This window comes from Leifsonia sp. Leaf264, assembly GCF_001422325.1.
Lineage (GTDB): Bacteria > Actinomycetota > Actinomycetes > Actinomycetales > Microbacteriaceae > Orlajensenia.
Window position 1 is genome coordinate 1 of the sequence record NZ_LMMR01000005.1, and the last position, 15,806, is coordinate 15,806.

The 15,806-nt window shown below is 65.2% G+C and carries 23 protein-coding genes, 22 tRNA genes and 1 riboswitch; of the genes, 1 reads left to right on the forward strand and 44 read right to left on the reverse strand.

The window, feature by feature from the left end; genetic code table 11:
- Positions 1-208 precede the first annotated feature (208 nt).
- From ASF30_RS08745 to ASF30_RS08895, 32 genes are all read right to left on the reverse strand, one after another.
- Complete coding sequence (locus ASF30_RS08745) at positions 209-469, reverse strand: hypothetical protein (RefSeq protein WP_055904888.1); 261 nt, start codon at positions 467-469, stop codon at positions 209-211.
- Positions 470-489: 20 nt separating this feature from the next.
- Positions 490-765 carry a hypothetical protein gene (locus ASF30_RS08750; protein ID WP_055904891.1) on the reverse strand — a complete coding sequence of 92 codons (276 nt, stop codon included), beginning with the start codon at positions 763-765 and terminating at the stop codon, positions 490-492.
- Between the two features lie 21 nt (positions 766-786).
- Positions 787-1,323, reverse strand: coding sequence for an HAD domain-containing protein (locus ASF30_RS08755; RefSeq protein WP_055904894.1), 537 nt, complete (start codon positions 1,321-1,323; stop codon positions 787-789).
- A gap of 135 nt (positions 1,324-1,458) precedes the next feature.
- On the reverse strand, positions 1,459-2,508 hold the full coding sequence (locus ASF30_RS08760) for a DUF4190 domain-containing protein (RefSeq protein ID WP_157497112.1): 1,050 nt from the start codon (positions 2,506-2,508) through the stop codon (positions 1,459-1,461).
- 122 nt (positions 2,509-2,630) lie between these two features.
- Positions 2,631-3,113 (reverse strand): hypothetical protein, encoded by a 483-nt coding sequence (locus tag ASF30_RS08765; protein ID WP_157497114.1) that lies wholly within the window; start codon positions 3,111-3,113, stop codon positions 2,631-2,633.
- Positions 3,110-3,517, reverse strand: coding sequence for a hypothetical protein (locus ASF30_RS08770; protein ID WP_055904904.1), 408 nt, complete (start codon positions 3,515-3,517; stop codon positions 3,110-3,112). Before ASF30_RS08770 ends, ASF30_RS08765 begins: the two co-directional genes overlap by 4 nt.
- A 56-nt stretch (positions 3,518-3,573) precedes the next feature.
- Positions 3,574-3,948 carry a hypothetical protein gene (locus ASF30_RS08775; protein WP_055904907.1) on the reverse strand — a complete coding sequence of 125 codons (375 nt, stop codon included), beginning with the start codon at positions 3,946-3,948 and terminating at the stop codon, positions 3,574-3,576.
- A 50-nt stretch (positions 3,949-3,998) separates the two neighbouring features.
- The gene (locus tag ASF30_RS08780; protein WP_055904910.1) at positions 3,999-4,178 is read right to left on the reverse strand and encodes a hypothetical protein; all 180 of its coding nucleotides are present in this window, start codon (positions 4,176-4,178) and stop codon (positions 3,999-4,001) included.
- Complete coding sequence (locus ASF30_RS08785; RefSeq protein ID WP_055904913.1) at positions 4,178-5,239, reverse strand: RNA ligase (ATP); 1,062 nt, start codon at positions 5,237-5,239, stop codon at positions 4,178-4,180. Before ASF30_RS08785 ends, ASF30_RS08780 begins: the two co-directional genes overlap by 1 nt.
- Positions 5,240-5,256: 17 nt before the next feature.
- Entirely contained in the window at positions 5,257-5,493 is a 237-nt protein-coding gene (locus ASF30_RS08790; protein ID WP_055904916.1) for a hypothetical protein, read from the reverse strand.
- Positions 5,490-5,858: a hypothetical protein gene (locus ASF30_RS08795; protein WP_082467651.1), complete on the reverse strand. Its 369-nt coding sequence runs from the start codon at positions 5,856-5,858 to the stop codon at positions 5,490-5,492. Before ASF30_RS08795 ends, ASF30_RS08790 begins: the two co-directional genes overlap by 4 nt.
- Positions 5,859-5,893: 35 nt before the next feature.
- Positions 5,894-5,970 (reverse strand) — tRNA-Arg (locus ASF30_RS08800).
- An 85-nt stretch (positions 5,971-6,055) separates the two neighbouring features.
- A tRNA-Thr gene (locus ASF30_RS08805) sits at positions 6,056-6,128 on the reverse strand.
- A gap of 8 nt (positions 6,129-6,136) precedes the next feature.
- Positions 6,137-6,211: transfer RNA gene (locus ASF30_RS08810), tRNA-Arg, on the reverse strand.
- A 77-nt stretch (positions 6,212-6,288) separates the two neighbouring features.
- Positions 6,289-6,361 (reverse strand) — tRNA-Gly (locus ASF30_RS08815).
- Positions 6,362-6,403: 42 nt separating this feature from the next.
- Positions 6,404-6,475: transfer RNA gene (locus ASF30_RS08820), tRNA-Gly, on the reverse strand.
- 57 nt (positions 6,476-6,532) lie between these two features.
- Positions 6,533-6,604, reverse strand: a tRNA-Arg gene (locus tag ASF30_RS08825).
- Position 6,605: 1 nt separating this feature from the next.
- A tRNA-Ser gene (locus ASF30_RS22615) sits at positions 6,606-6,682 on the reverse strand.
- Positions 6,683-6,705: 23 nt separating this feature from the next.
- A complete protein-coding gene (locus tag ASF30_RS08830; RefSeq protein WP_055904922.1) occupies positions 6,706-7,473 on the reverse strand; it encodes a tRNA(His) guanylyltransferase Thg1 family protein in 768 nt (255 codons plus the stop codon).
- Positions 7,474-7,505: 32 nt separating this feature from the next.
- Positions 7,506-7,577, reverse strand: a tRNA-Gly gene (locus tag ASF30_RS08835).
- Between the two features lie 36 nt (positions 7,578-7,613).
- The gene (locus ASF30_RS08840) at positions 7,614-8,195 is read right to left on the reverse strand and encodes a hypothetical protein (protein ID WP_055904925.1); all 582 of its coding nucleotides are present in this window, start codon (positions 8,193-8,195) and stop codon (positions 7,614-7,616) included.
- 73 nt (positions 8,196-8,268) lie between these two features.
- Positions 8,269-8,341, reverse strand: a tRNA-Gly gene (locus tag ASF30_RS08845).
- Between the two features lie 21 nt (positions 8,342-8,362).
- A tRNA-Val gene (locus tag ASF30_RS08850) sits at positions 8,363-8,435 on the reverse strand.
- A 23-nt stretch (positions 8,436-8,458) separates the two neighbouring features.
- Positions 8,459-8,530 (reverse strand) — tRNA-Lys (locus tag ASF30_RS08855).
- Between the two features lie 139 nt (positions 8,531-8,669).
- Positions 8,670-10,232, reverse strand: a complete 1,563-nt coding sequence (locus tag ASF30_RS08860; protein ID WP_055904928.1) for a TROVE domain-containing protein — start codon at positions 10,230-10,232, stop codon at positions 8,670-8,672.
- A gap of 272 nt (positions 10,233-10,504) precedes the next feature.
- Positions 10,505-10,579 (reverse strand) — tRNA-Val (locus ASF30_RS08865).
- Between the two features lie 135 nt (positions 10,580-10,714).
- A tRNA-Pro gene (locus ASF30_RS08870) sits at positions 10,715-10,789 on the reverse strand.
- Positions 10,790-10,793: 4 nt separating this feature from the next.
- Positions 10,794-10,866 (reverse strand) — tRNA-Pro (locus ASF30_RS08875).
- Positions 10,867-10,895: 29 nt separating this feature from the next.
- Positions 10,896-11,249, reverse strand: coding sequence for a hypothetical protein (locus ASF30_RS08880; RefSeq protein ID WP_055904932.1), 354 nt, complete (start codon positions 11,247-11,249; stop codon positions 10,896-10,898).
- Positions 11,250-11,343: 94 nt separating this feature from the next.
- The gene (locus ASF30_RS08885; RefSeq protein WP_055904935.1) at positions 11,344-11,643 is read right to left on the reverse strand and encodes a hypothetical protein; all 300 of its coding nucleotides are present in this window, start codon (positions 11,641-11,643) and stop codon (positions 11,344-11,346) included.
- A gap of 66 nt (positions 11,644-11,709) precedes the next feature.
- Positions 11,710-11,783, reverse strand: a tRNA-Pro gene (locus ASF30_RS08890).
- A 99-nt stretch (positions 11,784-11,882) separates the two neighbouring features.
- Positions 11,883-11,954 (reverse strand) — tRNA-Phe (locus ASF30_RS08895).
- Positions 11,955-12,016: 62 nt separating this feature from the next.
- Positions 12,017-12,134: riboswitch (SAM riboswitch) on the forward strand.
- A gap of 24 nt (positions 12,135-12,158) precedes the next feature.
- Between ASF30_RS08895 and ASF30_RS08900 the strand changes: the two genes are divergently transcribed.
- Positions 12,159-12,557, forward strand: coding sequence for a hypothetical protein (locus ASF30_RS08900; protein ID WP_055904938.1), 399 nt, complete (start codon positions 12,159-12,161; stop codon positions 12,555-12,557).
- 12 nt (positions 12,558-12,569) lie between these two features.
- On the opposite strand, the gene ASF30_RS08905 is transcribed toward ASF30_RS08900, so the two are convergent.
- The 12 genes from ASF30_RS08905 to ASF30_RS08955 all read right to left on the reverse strand — a co-directional run bounded on the left by ASF30_RS08905 (position 12,570) and on the right by ASF30_RS08955 (position 15,803).
- Positions 12,570-13,115, reverse strand: a complete 546-nt coding sequence (locus ASF30_RS08905; RefSeq protein WP_055904941.1) for a hypothetical protein — start codon at positions 13,113-13,115, stop codon at positions 12,570-12,572.
- A gap of 20 nt (positions 13,116-13,135) precedes the next feature.
- Positions 13,136-13,214, reverse strand: a tRNA-Met gene (locus tag ASF30_RS08910).
- 29 nt (positions 13,215-13,243) lie between these two features.
- Positions 13,244-13,317, reverse strand: a tRNA-Glu gene (locus tag ASF30_RS08915).
- Between the two features lie 68 nt (positions 13,318-13,385).
- Positions 13,386-13,628, reverse strand: a complete 243-nt coding sequence (locus ASF30_RS08920) for a hypothetical protein (protein WP_055904944.1) — start codon at positions 13,626-13,628, stop codon at positions 13,386-13,388.
- Between the two features lie 11 nt (positions 13,629-13,639).
- Positions 13,640-13,930: a hypothetical protein gene (locus ASF30_RS08925; RefSeq protein WP_055904947.1), complete on the reverse strand. Its 291-nt coding sequence runs from the start codon at positions 13,928-13,930 to the stop codon at positions 13,640-13,642.
- A 15-nt stretch (positions 13,931-13,945) separates the two neighbouring features.
- Entirely contained in the window at positions 13,946-14,311 is a 366-nt protein-coding gene (locus ASF30_RS08930) for a hypothetical protein (protein WP_055904950.1), read from the reverse strand.
- Positions 14,312-14,412: 101 nt separating this feature from the next.
- A complete protein-coding gene (locus ASF30_RS08935) occupies positions 14,413-14,811 on the reverse strand; it encodes a hypothetical protein (RefSeq protein ID WP_055904953.1) in 399 nt (132 codons plus the stop codon).
- 113 nt (positions 14,812-14,924) lie between these two features.
- Positions 14,925-14,997 (reverse strand) — tRNA-Glu (locus ASF30_RS08940).
- A gap of 35 nt (positions 14,998-15,032) precedes the next feature.
- A complete protein-coding gene (locus ASF30_RS22225) occupies positions 15,033-15,350 on the reverse strand; it encodes a hypothetical protein (protein ID WP_157497116.1) in 318 nt (105 codons plus the stop codon).
- 91 nt (positions 15,351-15,441) lie between these two features.
- A tRNA-Ile gene (locus ASF30_RS08945) sits at positions 15,442-15,515 on the reverse strand.
- 10 nt (positions 15,516-15,525) lie between these two features.
- A tRNA-Leu gene (locus tag ASF30_RS08950) sits at positions 15,526-15,611 on the reverse strand.
- A 108-nt stretch (positions 15,612-15,719) separates the two neighbouring features.
- Positions 15,720-15,803, reverse strand: a tRNA-Leu gene (locus tag ASF30_RS08955).
- Positions 15,804-15,806: the final 3 nt, after the last annotated feature.

The following is a 15,806-nucleotide window of genomic DNA, read 5'->3' on the forward strand; positions in this document are numbered from 1 at the left end:
CCACGAAGAGTGTTACACACGCCTCCTGGCGTCGAATATCCACGAAGAGTGTTACACACGCCTCCTGGCGTCGAATATTCAGTTGTGGGGTATCGCGCTTCTCTTGGTGACACGGCGGCACTGTTACACGCCATTTCCGCAGCAAAAGAGCGGCACTCTGGCCTCTGAGTTACTGGGGCATGGCGACCGGTTGAGCCGGTCAGGCTTTCTAGTAGTCGAACTTGTGGGCGCCGGCCGGGTGCTGGACCAGGCCATCCTTCTCGAGGTGGTCGATCAGCGGGACGCTGGCGACGAACATGCCGACGAATGCGAGCATGCCTTCGAAACCGACGGTCAGCAGCATGTGTGCGCCGGCGGGGATCAGGATGGGTGCGAGCGCGTGGCCCAGGCAGGCACCGGCGAGGCCAGCTGCGACGACAAGGGCGGAGAGGAGGATGAGCTTCTTCATGACACCCACATGTGCGGACATCCTGGTTCCTGCAGACAGCCTCAGATCGTCATCTTGTAGACGGTGGTGACCGAAGTCACCTCGTTGTCCTGGACGACGTCGATGACGCCGGTGATCCCGTCGAGCTCGGCGAGGTAGCGGACAGCACCTCGGTACGACTTGACGAACTTCTCGTCCGATCCGTCGATCGTGACGACGTAGTGGCCGCCTTCGGAACGCCACACATGGGCTGTCTGCTCGCCGACCATGACCATGGCGGAGCCCGCCTGCATGATGTCGATGGTGGCCTGCGTCTTGGACGGGTGTGCGATCTTCATGTCACCAACATGTGCGGACGATCAGGACTCTGCAGGCAGCCCTTCGAGGAACTCACGGATCTGGGTCAGGTGAGCCGGCTTCAGCCCGAAGTCGAACTGCGGCTCCACCAGCAGGCTGGGCGTGGTGCCGACAGCCTGAAGGACGAACGGGCCGTGCGGCGCGACTTCGAAGTCGTCAACCCAGATGAACGGTGCCGGCGACGCAACCTGATCGGCGATGATCCCGTCCCGTTTCCACCATCCGGCGCCGTCCCACCCGCCGTCGACGTACGGCATGACACGGCCGGAGCTGATCCCGGGAAGGTCCTCGTTGGCGTTCAGGTTCGGGACCACACCGGTGAGGATGGAGTCGTCTTCGCACCAGGTGGTGACCCAGACGAGCTCGACGTCGAACTCGGTGATGATCTTGTCGAGGGCGCGGACCATGTCGGGAGCCCACTGGATCTTGAACACAGCCTGGGTGGTGCCGGCGTAGGCGACAGCCTTCTCGTCCCAGAGGGCAAAGGCGAGGGGTGCGTTGATGCAGCCATCGAAGTCGAGGTAGAGGCGGGGTCGCATGAGAGGGTCCTTCGGTCGGGGTAGGGGTGGAGCACCGGGAGGGCATGTGGCACACAGAGAACGGGCCGTCCCAGGAGGTGGGACGACCCGTTCGGATCCGGTCAGGATGGGCGGCAGGGCGCCCAACCGGCCAGGTTAGACAGCCTTGAAGAAGTACGGTTCGTCACCGAACAGCGGCGAGATCGCCCACGTGCCCTTCTCCGCATCCGCTGAGGGGATCAGGATCAGCACAGACGCATCCGTTGACGCGCCGGTGAACATCTCCGTGGTGCTGTCCAGGTCACCTTCGATGTACCCGCTTGCGAGCTCGTTGTACGTCTCGTACGTGTTCCCGTCAGCGCCGACGAACTTCACCTGGATGTCGTACCCGGGAGTGGAGGACCCCTCACCGATGTAGGTGAGGTGCAGCGGCAAAGTCGCCCACTGGTACCCGTCCGGGGCGGGGTCGCTGAACTGGTTCGTCGCAGCGACAGTCTCACCGGCGTTCAGGTTCGAAGCGCCCGGGGTGATCTCCCAAGTGCTCGCACCGTTCTCCGTCATCGTGATCGTTGTCCCCAGCGCAGCCGGGTTGTCACGGGTTCCTACCTCAGGAGCGGCAGGCTCAGCAGGCTCCTCAGCCGGTTCCTCCGCAGCGTCAGACTCAGCCGGGGCTTCCGTGGCGGTGTCCACCTTCGGGAGGCTGTCATCGACCGCCTTCACGAACACGGCGGCGTACACGACGATCATGATGATCGCCAGGACCGCAGCGACACCGGACAGGATTGTGCCGACCAACGCCAGCGTCTTCACCTTGTTCTTCTGCGCCAGACCGATCGCGCCGAGGACGACACCGACGAGCGCTACGACGATGGCGAAGAAGTTCACGCCGGGGATGAACGCGAACAGGAACGCGACAGCGCCCAGGATGACCGACGCCAGGCCGAGCCCGTTCTTCTTCGACGGGGCAGAGGCGTTCGGGTCGACGAGAGTGGGAGCGGCGTACGGTGCGGCCGCAGGGGCGCCGGGGTACACAGGCTGAGCATCCGGGGCGGGCGGAGCGGCCGCGGCGGGGGTCGCGGTGTCAGGGGCCGGCGGCGCTGCGGGCACGGTGTTCTCAGGTGCCGGCGGCGCGGGAGGTGCCGGCTGGTCGGAGCCGGAAGGCTGCGCCGGCTGTTCGGGTTCGGTGGGCGGGAATGTGTTGGACATGCGCCTAGGGTGACAGACACCCTCTGACATTGGAGAGCGCTATGAGGTCCCTGACCCCGAACTGGGGGCGCACTCTGGTGTTCCTGAAAGTCGGAAGGAGGTCAGCCGAGCTTGCGTTCGGCTCAGATGTCCACCTTGGACCCGGCGGGCGCTTCCGGGACGTCGTCGATCCGGCTGAACACGTCGCCCTGCTTGATCGCTGCGTTCAGGATCTGGACCATGTAATTGAATCGGCCGCGGAGCTCTGTGAGCGACCGCGCCTTGCGGTCGGCGTACTCCAGTCCGCTTTCCGGTGTTCCTTCACTGCCGGAGGTGAGCATGTCGGCGTTCTCCCACAGGGTGTTCGACGCCTCCCATGACATCTCGTTGAGGATGAACCGGAAGTAGTCGTGGTTGATGTCCACGCCGTAGTGCTTGGCGCGCGCCTCAGGGTAAGAGATGACGGGGTAGCCGTCCGCTTGGAACTCCACCGTCATGTCCAGGTTCGTCACGACGGTCAGAACCCTGCGGCGCATGGCACGGTCCTCGTCGTCGAGAGGTCGGCCGCGTAGCCACGCGATCGTCTCGAACGCCTCGTAGACGGTGCCTTCGTTCGACTTGGTCACGCCGCGCCCCACCTCGTCGCGTCGGCGACATCGTCGAAGAGGAGCGGCACGCCGCTGTGGCCGTCGGCCGGGACGATGCCGATGATGCGTGTCCGCTCTCCGGCCTCGCGGACCACCTTGATGGGCTGGCCGACCAGTTCCTCCCAGTTGTTGACGCCGACGGCGCGGATGATCGCGGAGATCATCTGCATGCCGTACTCCGTCGGGATGCGCTCACCGCGGTGGCCCGGGTGGGGATGTGGTCGGTCGAGGGCGTAGTCGCCGAACCCGTGCCCGCCGCCGCCTTCGAGGTCCACCCACACCCAGAAGGTGAAGAACAGACGCTCAGGGTCGAACCCGAGGGTGGTGCGGGTGATGGTGGCGTTCTCTTGGAAGAGGTACTTGGGGATCGTCGAACCGGTCATGGGGTGGTTCCTTTCGTCACCACCCACATGTGCGGCTCCCACGGAAAGCGCGGGAGTTACAGCGAACCGCCTTGCTGAACGGTCAGCGACTCGAACAGGCAGTGGGCGAGGGACGCGTTGGCGTACTCCGTCCAGTTGCGACCGGTGGTGTCCTGGTAGGACCAGATTGTGGGGATTCCGTACCCGGTCAGCAGCCCGCCTGTCTTGCTCGTGCGGGTGCCAAGCCGTTCGCTTCTCACGACGACGCCGACGGGTTCCCCGTCGAGGAACACGTCGCGCTCCACCAGGGCGTGCCAGCCGCCGTGGCGCAGTTCAGAGCCGTCACCGCCGTCCCGGGACGGCTTGTCGAGCTCACGCGGTGTGCCGACGGTGATTCGCCCTTCGAGCGCGCGAGCGCCGTTGTGGCCGTGGCGGGGTTTGCGGATCAGCATGCGTTCCTGTTCGTGAGTATTGGCCCCATCGTATGAGCGTTGGATGGCGGTCAGAGAAACAGCGCGACTTTCATCTCCGGTCGGAGGTCGTAGCGCCGGGGCTCGTCACGGCTCGGTGCCGGGTTGGGCACCATGACCCGCCGGCCGATGTTGGCCTTCACTGTTCGAGTCTCCTGGACGGGTGCGGTGCGACGCGTGAGCTTCGTCCGCACCTGGCCGAGAAGTTCCATCAGCGGTCAGCCTTCATGAGGTATGCGTTCGAAACCACTTTCGCGCTTGCGCGGACGAACCGCTCGTTCACCTGGATGAGTGTCTTGTCGGTGGCTCGCCAGACGAGGCCTTCGGCGTTGCGGGTCGGGTTCACCAGCGACTTCAGCTTGTCCACTTGGGCGAGTGCCTCATCGACGGTCTCCGGGAACGGGAGCGGGTGGATGGGGACGGCGATCGCCTGAACGAACTCGGGCCACTCGTCGCGGGGGATCTCGACCCCGTCGACGATGACGGTGAACGCAGCGAATGTCGCCTCGGTCACCTGCAACGGGTTCGACGTGGCGCCGGACCCGGGGCCGAACAGCTCACCCTGCACTGCAGCGCGAGCGCCGGGGTAGGCGGCGGCGATCTGCTCGTGCAGGTTCAGCTTGGCGGCGACCTTCCACATGATGTTGTTCTCGTCGAACTTCAGCTCGTAGTTCCGGAACGCCACCCCACAGTAGTCACCGTCGGTGAGGACAGTCATGGAGGTGCCGTCGATCTTCTCGGTGGCGACCCAGTTGGCGTCACGGCCGTCGCGGAGGAGGTCGCCGAAGTTCTGCAGGCGCTCCTCGCCGGTGCGTGGGATGCCAGCGGGGAACCCGCCGACGACGATGTGCTTGATGTCCTCCGGGATCGGCTGGTCCCACTTCACGACACCGAGCTCGTCGGTGACGTTGTCGCCGGGCTGGCGGCCGGCGAGTTCCGGGAACAGGTTGATCGGGAGGACGAGGCCCTGGGAGTACTGGCCGCGCAGCTTCGCGGTCTTCAGCACGTGGCCGGTGAATCCGTCCTCGTTGGTGCGGATGCCGCGGGGTGCGAGGAACTCGTAGCGGGGGTCGGTGGTGTCCAGGTGGGAGTCGACCTCGAAGTAGACGGCGAGGTCACCGACGACGAACTCGCCCTTCTTCACGACGACGTCCCAGCCGCGAACACGGGCGCGGACGATGGCGTCAGCGTCGGGGATGGGGTGGATCTCGGTGATCGTCTCGACGGTGGCGAGGGAGCGGATCTCGGCGGGGGCTTCAAGGGTGATGGTCATGGCTGTTCTCCTGATGGTCAGTTGCCGGCGCCGGTGGCGCCGCAGTCGTTGCAGACGGTGTCGTTGTTCTCCGGGCGGGCGACGATCGTGTACTCGGGGTTCTCCGGAGCGTCGTCCGCGTCAGCGGCAGCCAGGAGTCCGTGCGCGACGTTGTCGTGCTGGTGGAGGTGCTCGGCGCAGTAAGCCGTCTCGTTCATCGGGGCGCCGGACGGGTCCGGGGTGTGGATGGCGTAGATGATGACTGCGGCGCTCATGCGGCGGCCTGCTTCTGGTCTTCGAGAGCACCGAGGATGTGGGCGGCCGACTCGACAAGGTAGCGGCGGCGGGTGTTGACGTCGCCGAAGATGCCGAACCCGTCGTCGCCGGCTGTTTTCTCGAAGAAGGGACGGCTGAGCTTGTCGCCTTCGAACAGGTAGACACGGAACACGCCTCCGCGGAGGCGGACGAACGCGGCGGGAAGGTCGCTGTCGGCTAGGAACACCTCATGCGTTTCAGCTGCGGCGATCCGGGTCCGGACGAAGGTGAGCTCGCCCACCTGGATCTCCGTGCCGATCTCCTCGTCGGGGTTTGCCGTTCCCAGCCATTCATGGTCGGCGGGGTTGGTGATCGTCTTCTCCATGTCACCCACATGTGCGGATGGCGGGAAGACTGCGGTGGTGCGCCCGGAGAGACTTGAACTCCCGGCCTTCGGATTCGTATTCCGACGCTCTATCCAACTGAGCTACGGGCGCGTGTCCCGGAACCTCCGGGGCAGGGTTCTTGCCGCATCCGCAGTTCTGCTTATCTCCTTGCGGAATAAGCAAAAGGGCGGTGTTGAGCCTCGTGTCGGAGTTGAACCGACGGCCTATCCCTTACGAGGGGATCGCTCTGGCCACTGAGCTAACGAGGCGAGGATGGTGGTGCCCCCGGAGAGGATCGAACTCCCGACACGCGGTTCCGAAGACCGCTGCTCTTCCGCTGAGCTACGAAGGCGTTTGCCCAGCGCACGGCCGGGCGGGATGCAATAGATTCACACGGAAGCGGCTCCTGTGTCGAAGTATTGCGGTGAGAGCGGACAGCGGGACTTGAACCCGCAACCTCCACCATGGCAAGGTGGCGCTCTACCAATTGAGCTATGTCCGCGTGGCCGGCTTTTGAGGCAGCCGACGAGCCCTAGTTCATGTGAGCGGATGACGGGATTCGAACCCGCAACCCTCTGCTTGGGAAGCAGATGCCCTACCGTTGGGCCACATCCGCGTACGACACGGCGCACGTGTCATTGATGACTGTCGGCGGTGGCCGCCTGACGGTCAGTGCGCTCGGCGGGGATCGAACCCGCGGCCTACCGCTTAGGAGGCGGTCGCTCTTCCGCTGAGCTACGAACGCATGGTGTGAGGAGCCGGGTCTCGCACCCCGGATCTCTCCGCGGTTCTCGCAGAGGCTCTGGTTGAGCTACTTCCTCACTGGTCTTGGATGTGCGGCGAGCCTCAGCTCGCGTTCCGCAGCTCCGCGACTGTCCCGTCGACGAACTCGTCGAGCCCGTCTGCTGGTGCGTCAGCGAAGTACGGTTTGCGGCGGGTGAACGCCGCGACGCCGGTCTCTCCGGTTCTCGTGTTGACGAACTCGCTGAGCCCCGATGTCATTCGCTTGTACAGGTGTCGGCCGTTCCGGAACCCGTCCGGGGTGAAGTCCGGGTCGGTGCCCTGCTCGGCGATCCTTCGTCGGACCTCGTTGACTCCGACGCCGTCCAGCTGGTGGTGGGAGAAGAACGTGCGGGCGGTCATCGTCATGGAGTTCGCCCACCCGACCTGCTGGCGCCACAGGAAGTACCGTCCGATCTCGTCCCATCTGATGTTGAACGCGCGGCCGTCGAACGCGGCTGCCGCGTCGCCACCGTCAGCGCTGCGCTGCTCGTTGAACGCGGTCGATGCGACGGATGCTGCGATCGACACCAGCTTCTGCTGGCCGGCGCCGTAGGGGAGCTCGCCGAGCGCAGACGGGAGGATGAGGATGTTCGCCTCGTCGGACTGCACGAACACGTACTCGACCTGCGGGATCCGTTCGGCGAGAGCGCGAGCGGAGGCGTTCATCGCGTCGATGAACCGGTCATCGGCTGGTGCCTGCAGATGCTTCGTGTACTTGGAGAACCCGACACCGTCGACTCGGACGATCACCGGTCTGGTGCCGTCCAGGTGGGTCTTCGAGGCGTCCTCGCGGGCGCCGAAGAGGTCGGTGGAGTTCAGGTTCTGTGCCATGCAACGAACATGTGCGGCACGACGGGATTCTGAGCGGATGACGAGATTCGAACTCGCGACCCTCACCTTGGCAAGGTGATGCGCTACCACTGCGCCACATCCGCGTTGCAGGTCTTTCCGGCGCCTGCGATCCGTTGGTTCTAGTCGTCGATCTCGAAGATGATGTCGAGCCCGTTGTCCGGGTGGTAGCCCCATGAAGCTTTCACTTGGGTGCCGTCCACTTCCCAGTCGCCTTCCTGGCGTCCGTCGAGGGACCTCGTCTCGAACATCAGCGACTTCACCGACGTGGGGGTGCCGACCGCGTCGATGATGCATTCCAGCTTGTCGTACTTGACGTCGCCGGAGCCGAAGTCCTCACCTGCTCCGTCCACCACCAAGGTCTTGCCTTCGTCGGCGACGTCGACCAACGACTTGATGGCGCACTCTTCAGCGGCGTCCGCGAACAGGGTCGCCTTCGCTTTCTCGGCGGCGTTCGCAGCGCTGCTGGACGCGATGGACTGCTGCATGTTCGTGACAGCGCCGGTGACGGCTGATCCGAGGATCAGACCGAGGACGAGGCCGGCGGCTCCGGTAGCGACAGGCCAGAACCACGGCTGCTTCGTCAGGGGCGGCTTCGGTGCCGGCGTCTCCTGAGTCGTAGCGATGGGCTCAGCTGGTGCAGGCTGCGCGGTCGGCTGGGCTTCCGGTGCCGGCTCTGCCGGTGGGGTGGGCGCATCGGACATGGTGTCTCCGTTCAGGAAGGCGTGTGGGCGCTTGAGCGCTCACCGGAGAGTACATGCCACCGGGGACATGGAGAGCGGATGGGGAGATTCGAACTCCCGTTGCCGGTTTGGAAGACCGGGGTCCTGGGCCGCTAGACGACACCCGCGTAGACCGTCGAGACGGTCAGTGCATCGACCAGGGATCGAACCTGGGGCCTCCGGCGAGTCATGCCGGCGCTCTGCCAACTGAGCTATCGATGCGCACAGCCAATCGGCTGCGGTAGTACCCCCGGTGGATTCCGACACCACGACCCGCTGATTAAAAGTCAGCTGCTCTTCCTCTGAGCTACGGAGGCTCACACCCTTACGGGTGCAGCGTTGAGGCGAGAAGGTGCTCGCTTCTGGATCCTTCATGCGCGGACCTGCCCGGTTCTGCGGCAGGGGGTCCGCGACCGGACGGCGACCCGAAGGTGCCGCCCGGCCACGGTGCAGGTCCTAGAACCCGCGTGAGAACTCCGTGACCAACGAGGGCACGTCGGCCGAGAAGCCAGCCACGTCCAACATCCCCGGGTCCCGAGGGTCGGCGATGGTGAACGATGTGGCGGTGACCGCGAGGACCACCAGCTTCGCCGGGATCCCGGTCGCGTTCCGGTAGTCGCGGAGCGACTGGAACACGTGGGTTCCGCGGTTCACCTCGTTGTCGGTGATCACGACGAACGTGTCCACCTCCAACTTGTTGGCCTGCGCGTACCGGATGGCCAGCCCTGTGTCCGTCGCCCCGAAGTTGGCGTCGTGAGCGAGACGCATGGCCTCGTTCAGACGGGTCTTCGGGGTGATGCCGAGCTCACGGAACGTGTCCGCGAACCCGAACACGTGAGAGTCAGGCTCCGTCGCCAATGTCACCATCGACAACGCAGCACCGACCTCGCATGCTGACAGGCCGGCAGCGCCCATGCTCCATCCCATCGACGCCGAAACGTCGAGGGCGACCAGGGTGCGCTTACCTGCCGGGGTGAACGAGTGGAACGAACCGTAGAACGCCTCGTCGAGCGCGTCGACCAGCGCCGGGACCGGAGTCCAGGTGGACGACTCGCCACGACCGGCCGCGTACGTCTTCCCGGCCAGGAGGACCTGGATCGGGTGGACGCGTGCGGCGCGCAAGCGGTCGGGGTCGACCAGCTGCGCGGCGGTCTCCTTCGTCCGTCCGCCGAGCGCCTTGACGACGCCGAGGCGGGTCAGGCGTGGAAGCTGACGGATGAGGGCGGTCTGCGGGATCCCGACGTCCAGGAGCGCATCCCAGGTTGCCGTCTCGGTGAGAGCGGCGTCCGGGAGCATGTCCCAGGTCAGCCCGTACTCGCGGACGAGTGCGGCGGGGTTCTCGCCGGCCTGAGCCTTCAGGAACCCTTCGACGACCCTGGGGACGTCGGTGCTGACCGTGTCGTTGATCACCCAGTCGAACAGGGCGCGGCGTGCCGGCTCTGCCGTCTTCGGGTGCGAGATCCGGATGGCGTCCTTGTGGGTGTAGCCGGCACGGGACCGGTACTTCACCATCTGGTGCGCTGTCTTCTCGACGTCCTTCTCCGTGTACCAGCGCGCGACCGCGGTGCGGAGGCCGCGGCCTTCGCTGGCGGTGAACTGCTTCCGGTATCCGAGGAACTGGAACAGGTGCGTGCTGGTACGAGCCACCCGGGTCAGGGCGGCGTACGCGGCGGAACGGGTTGCGTCGTCGCCGACAGCCGAAGCTGCAGCCAACGCGAACAGGGTCGGGTCGACCTTCGGGGCGAGCCCGCGGACGGACACGTCGACGATCAGGTCGACGACGGCGACGCCGTCAGCGGCGATCGCCTCGAGCAGGGTGTCGGTGTTGTCCAACGTCAGCTTGCGGGCGTCAGCGTAGAACGACCCTGCTTCGGTTCCGAGGATCAGGAACCGCTTCACACGCTCGATCGGGGTGATCTCGAACACGTACCCGCCGGTGCTGTTGAGCACCTGGTCGTTGCGGGCCTTCTCGGCGGACGGGGTGGTCCACTTGTTGATGGTCTTGAGGATGCTGGTCATAGCGGTTCCTCCTTTCGGGGTTGGTTGATGGTGTCTAGTGGTTGGTCTTCGCAGATGTGTGGGGTGAGCACCGGGGTATTCGTGACAGGAGGTAACCGATGTTCTTCGACCCGCGAAGGGTTGAGGCTGGCAGCAGATGTGGGGGTAGCGTCCGGTGTTGTAGGCGCTCTACCAAACTGAGCTACGGGGCGCGGCTGCGCCACCGGTGGGATTCGAACCCACGACTTCCCGCGTCCGATGCGATAACCGAACACTGTCGACCCGCTGCCAGCTGGTGCGCCTTCTGGGATTTGAACCCGGAACCTTCTGCGTGTGGAGCAGCTGCTCTGCCGTTGAGCTAAAGGCGCGTGACTACGGTTTTGTCCGACGTTCTACGTCACCAGCTCGGTGGCTGGGCGGCCCGCATGTCCGCATCGTGAGGTTGGTCGGCGCTCCCCCGCACACGGCGGGTTCCCCTGTCGGCTGCCCACGCAGCAGCCTCGTCCGGATAGGGAGATTTGAACTCCCGGCCTCTGCGTCCCGAACGCAGCGCTCTAGCCGTGCTGAGCTATATCCGGTCAGTCGGGATAGCCGGTCTCGAACCGGCGACCTCCTGGTCCCAAACCAGGCGCGCTACCTACTGCGCCACATCCCGTTGTCGGCGTCGGTCGCCACCCATGGTCATCAGTACCCGCGTTGAGCAGCGAGTCTGGCTGCAGCCTTCTGCTTGTTCGCACCGCACCGGTTGCAGACCGGCACCCGGTCGTCAGCACGTGCCCCACAGTTCGGGCATTTCGACGGCTGGTTGCGGATCACCCAACGGATGATCGCGACGACAGCCCAGATCAGGGCAATCGGGATCAGCCACCAACCGAACAGGGCGACCGCGCCGAAGAAGTCACCGTGACGCCATTCCTTCTCCACAGCTCCCCACCACGCCTGGAACACCAGGACGATCATGGTGATGATGGCGATCGGGAGTGCGATCACTCCGGCGCATCCGACTGCGGGGTCTTGCTTGGTCTTGGGCTGAGCCACTGTTCTCCTTCGTGAGCAAACGAGCTTCATTCTGGAGGTGGGCTGCGGCTCGGTTCTGGTCGACGCGCGCCACTCCCCCTCCACTGGGGCGGGGTCAGCCGCCGACGACCGGCCAGTCCTCCGGGTCGTTCATCGCGTCGATGAGGCCGGCGATGGTGGACGATCCGCGGTACGTGTCGTCGTTGCCCCGCTTGTACGTGTACGCGACGGAAGCGCCTGTGGGGCTGTTCTTGTCGAGCATCGGGACGAGGGCCTTGTAGACGGTGGTGTTCCGGATCTCTCCGGGGCAGCATCGCCGTTCCAGCTCGTCGGGGAGGTCGTCCCAGGTGGCGTCGGCGGGGATCGCTGGCTGTTCGATTGTGGTGCCGTCAGCCGGCTGGAGCTCGTCGCCCATGGTCGTTCCTTCCTCGGTCCGCCTCAGTGGGCGTTACCTGTCCATTACCTGCATGTGCGGTAACTGTCCGATTGGCGGGATTTGAACCCACGGCCTTCTGACCCCCAGTCAGACGCGCTGCCAAGCTGCGCCACAATCGGTCGACCCCCGCTGTGATGACGGAGTGCGGCGGTTTGGCCCTGTCTCCGGCACGAACCGTTCGCGGCCGGCGCCGACGTGGGACGGGTTGACGTGCGTTGTGGCTCCGAGCGGGATTGAACCGCTGCGCCTCGATTTTCAGTCGAGAGCTCTACCAACTGAGCTACAGAGCCGTTGCCGGTGTCCGTCACCGGTGGACGTTCTTCCGTCGGACCGCGCATGTAGGATCCGAACAGGTCAAGAGTTCCACCCGCACGCCTCCGGACGTGGGTGGACGGCAACCGCGCAGCTTGCGCACGGTGCCTTCCGGAGAAGACCCGATCGACCACGACCGTGGCCGGTAAGAGCGGGCGATGCCCCAACACAGGGAGACATGCATGTCGGACGAGATCCGCGACTGCAAAGAGCAGCCGTGCCGGTACTTCTGGCCGGGTCACAACCTCAACCCCATCCAGGCCAGGATGCTCAGGGAGTCGCCTGAGCAGTGGCGTGACGCAACTGTCATCGCCGTGGAATGGCGGACGATCACCGCCGAGTACGTGAACGGAGATGGCACTGTCGCTGTCTGGCATCACCGTGACCTCGAACGGGTCGTCCGTCCTGGCGAGCCGGTGTCCATCCACGAGGACCTGCATGTCTTGCAGGTCGGCCGGCAGCTCTTGAATGTGAACGTCATCTTCGGCGCCGGACCTGTGCCGGACCACGTGGTGACAGACCGGGCTGGGGGCGAGGTGTTCATCGTCGACCTCGGCGACGGCACCGGGGAGTCCGTGTAGGACGCCAGGCAGTTATGCGGCTGCAGGCCAGAGACCGCCGGCGGCGAGCCAGCCAGTGGTGAACTTCGGGATCTGCTCGTCTGCCGTGACCGGCGCCAGTCCTAGCATCAGCTGCTCGAACAGGTCGCAGAACTCGTCCTCTTCGAGGAACCCGGCGTACTGCTCACCGGTGACGTCCTGGCGGGACGCGTACCGGGTGATGCGGTTCGGGTAGTACTGGAGGTCGTCCGCGGCCTGGGGTCGCTCCCCCACGGGCCGGCTGGAGCTCATCATCAACCAGAGTCGGTCGTCGATGTCGTCCTCAGGGAGGGTGGACAGCTGGATCTGGTCCCGTTCGCGGTGGCCGACGTTCTGCTGGGTGGTGCGCAACGCGATGGCCATGTCCAGCTCAGCGTCGACCGGTCCGACGGACAGCTGGGCGCAGTCGTGACGGAACCGGAAGTAGAACCGATCCTCACCGATCCACCCGTACGCCTGGGCGGGGACACCGCCGAGGCCGCCGGGTGAGAAGCGGAGTCCGAGGTCGACGTGCTTCCGTTCGAGTGCTGCCCGATCCATGGATTCTCCTTCGTGTGACGTGGTTGCGGTGACGGGATTTGAACCCGTGATCTTCGACGTATGAAACCGACGGGGACAACCGAACTCCCCTACACCGCGGCTTGTCGACGGAACGATGCCCGTCTGTGTGACCCCTGCCGGATTCGAACCGGCGATTCCTGCGTTGAGAACGCAGTGTCTTAGACCGCTAGACGAAGGGGCCGTTGCGTCGGCCGCCGCGGATCCCGCCACGGCTGACGCATTTGTGTCCGGCTGTTCCGGACGTCACCGTCATCGACCGAGGACGGTGAGGTACCTCTCCGCGAGCTCCTGCGGAGTGGCGAGCTTCACCAGGGCTGCAGCGAGCTGCTCCTTGGTGGCGCCGGTGTTGTCTGCGAGGACACCCGCCAGCATCAGGTCGATCTGATCGAAGGACGCCTCGTCAAGCGGGACGTACTCACCGGTGATGCATTCGGTGCAGCCGCAGCCGACCGGGTCGATCGCCAACAGCTCAGGGCGGTGGTACTCGTTCATCGGTTCCTCTTTCAGTTGGTCGTCGATCGCGTCGTGCGCTGATTCGGGTTTCCGTTCATGGCGACCCGGACTGCAGAGTCGTTGGTGATTGCGCTGGCGCCGTGGGCGCCGGGCTCCCAGTCGCTGTGGTCGCACTCATCCGGCCAGGAGCACACCTCGAGGTAGACCATGTACTCGACAGGGTCGACGCTCATCAGCGTCCCGTAGACCGGCCAGTCGTCCCAACCGTCGGTGAACATCGCTTCCACGTGCCGGCCGACGTACTGGTGTGCTTGGTCGGCGCGGATGGTTTTGGTGGTCATCGGTGGCCTTCCAGGTCAGTTCCAGTAGCCGCCCTTGTAGGTGTGGTGGCGGTGGTCGCGGGTGGGGGCGTCGGTATCGTCGGCGACGGCACCGTAGGTGTTGTACTCAGCTGCGAACCCTCGGAGGGTGTCGCGGTTATGGCTGCGGTCCGGAGCCCACCAGTCGCTGTGACGGCGGTCCTTCTCGGTGTCGCTGCGGTAGTGCTTCTTCCAGACATCCCAGGGGGTGTCATAGTCGCAGCGGGACCACTTCTTGGTCGCGGACACCTGGCCGAGGTCGCAGTCGTGGCCGCGTTCGATGCAGGTGTGCTCTTCGAGGGTGCTGGGATCGGGCCGGAGCTGGAGGACCCAGACCGGGGTGTGGACGTGTGTTCTGGACATGGTCGGACTTCCTGCCGACCGTCACGGGCAGCCGGTGTGGCTGCCTTGGGCGTGACGGCGACTATAAGTCCGTGAACAGAGCCTTCATGGTTGGTGTCCTTTCAGTCCGCCCACCATCCGTAGACGGTGTTGCGTCGCTGTTCGTTGACGATGTGGGAGTCGTCCGGGTCGGCGCCGGCTCGGTGGTTCTTGGTGAGCTGGCGGAGGTTGTCGCGGATCTCGGGGCGGTCGGAGCCGAGCGAGGCTCGGCTGCCGTTGGACGGACGCTTCCAACCCCAGCATCCGGTGTGCTGCCATCCGAGCTCCTCTCGGAGGATCGGCTTGCAGCGCTTGTAGCCGCGGGGGTCATAGGGTTCGTGGGCGTCGCACGGCTGGTGGCCGGCGACTCGGCGTTCGCGGCGGCCGTAGGACCAGCCGCCGCAGTTGTGGCGGTAGCCGATGATGTTCTCAGGCTGTCGCATGAGGACCCAGAGCGGCGTGGTGTTGTCGGTGCGGGACATGGCGTCCCTCGCTTTCCGACCGTGCGCCCCGCGCTTCTACGGGGTCTCGGTCACGGTCCCTACAGGTCTTCCGTGCACATGGCGTGTCCTTTGCTCTGGTTGTTCGGTTGTTGTGACCCCAACGGGATTCGAACCCGTGCTAACGCCGTGAAAGGGCGCCGTCCTAGGCCGCTAAACGATGGGGCCGTCACTTGTGACCATCGGTCACTCTTGCTGGTTTGTTACCTGAAGACGGTGACGCCTTCGGCAACCTTGCGGCGGAGCTCCTGGGCGTCGCCCTCGAACTCTTCGCCGTCCTCGTTGTGGAAGGCGACTGTGCCGTCCTCCGGGAGGTTGTTGATGTCGCGGATCAGGAAGGTCTCAGTCACCTCGCGGGCGATGGGACCGTCGAACTCACGGTCGGCGAACCAGGAGTTGAAGTCCTCGCCCCATTTCGCGACCCACCGGTTGCCGGCCTGCCACAGCCAGTGCGTTGCGACCTGGATCTCGTCGACGCCCTGGCGGCAGTCGTTGAAGTCGTAGAAGGTGGGGGTTGCCATGATCGCTCCGAGCTGTCGGTTGTCCTTTGTCGAAACCAACATGTGCGGATCGTGCACCTTCTGGCAGATGGTGCCGCAGAAGGGGCCGACGTCGCTCGGGCAGGACTTGAACCTGCGCATCTTTCCGTTATGAGCGGAATGCCTTTCCAGCTTGGCTACCGAGCGTTGGGTGTTGTGCTCACCGCGGGGGTCGAACCCGCACGCGCATTCCTGCGCACTGGCCCCTCAGACCAGCGTGTCTACCTGTTCCACCAGGTGAGCGTAGTGTCGAGCCGCGCTTTGAACGGTGCGGTGTCCGTGGTCGTGCTCGACGTCACGGCGTCGACGAGTCCATCTGTGCGGGCAGCGTGCCGCGTCGTCGATGCGTGCTGGTGCCCATCCCGGGACTTGAACCCGGACGCCTTGCGGCGGAGCATTTTGAGTGCTCTGCGTCTGCCATTCCGCCAGACGGGCGTT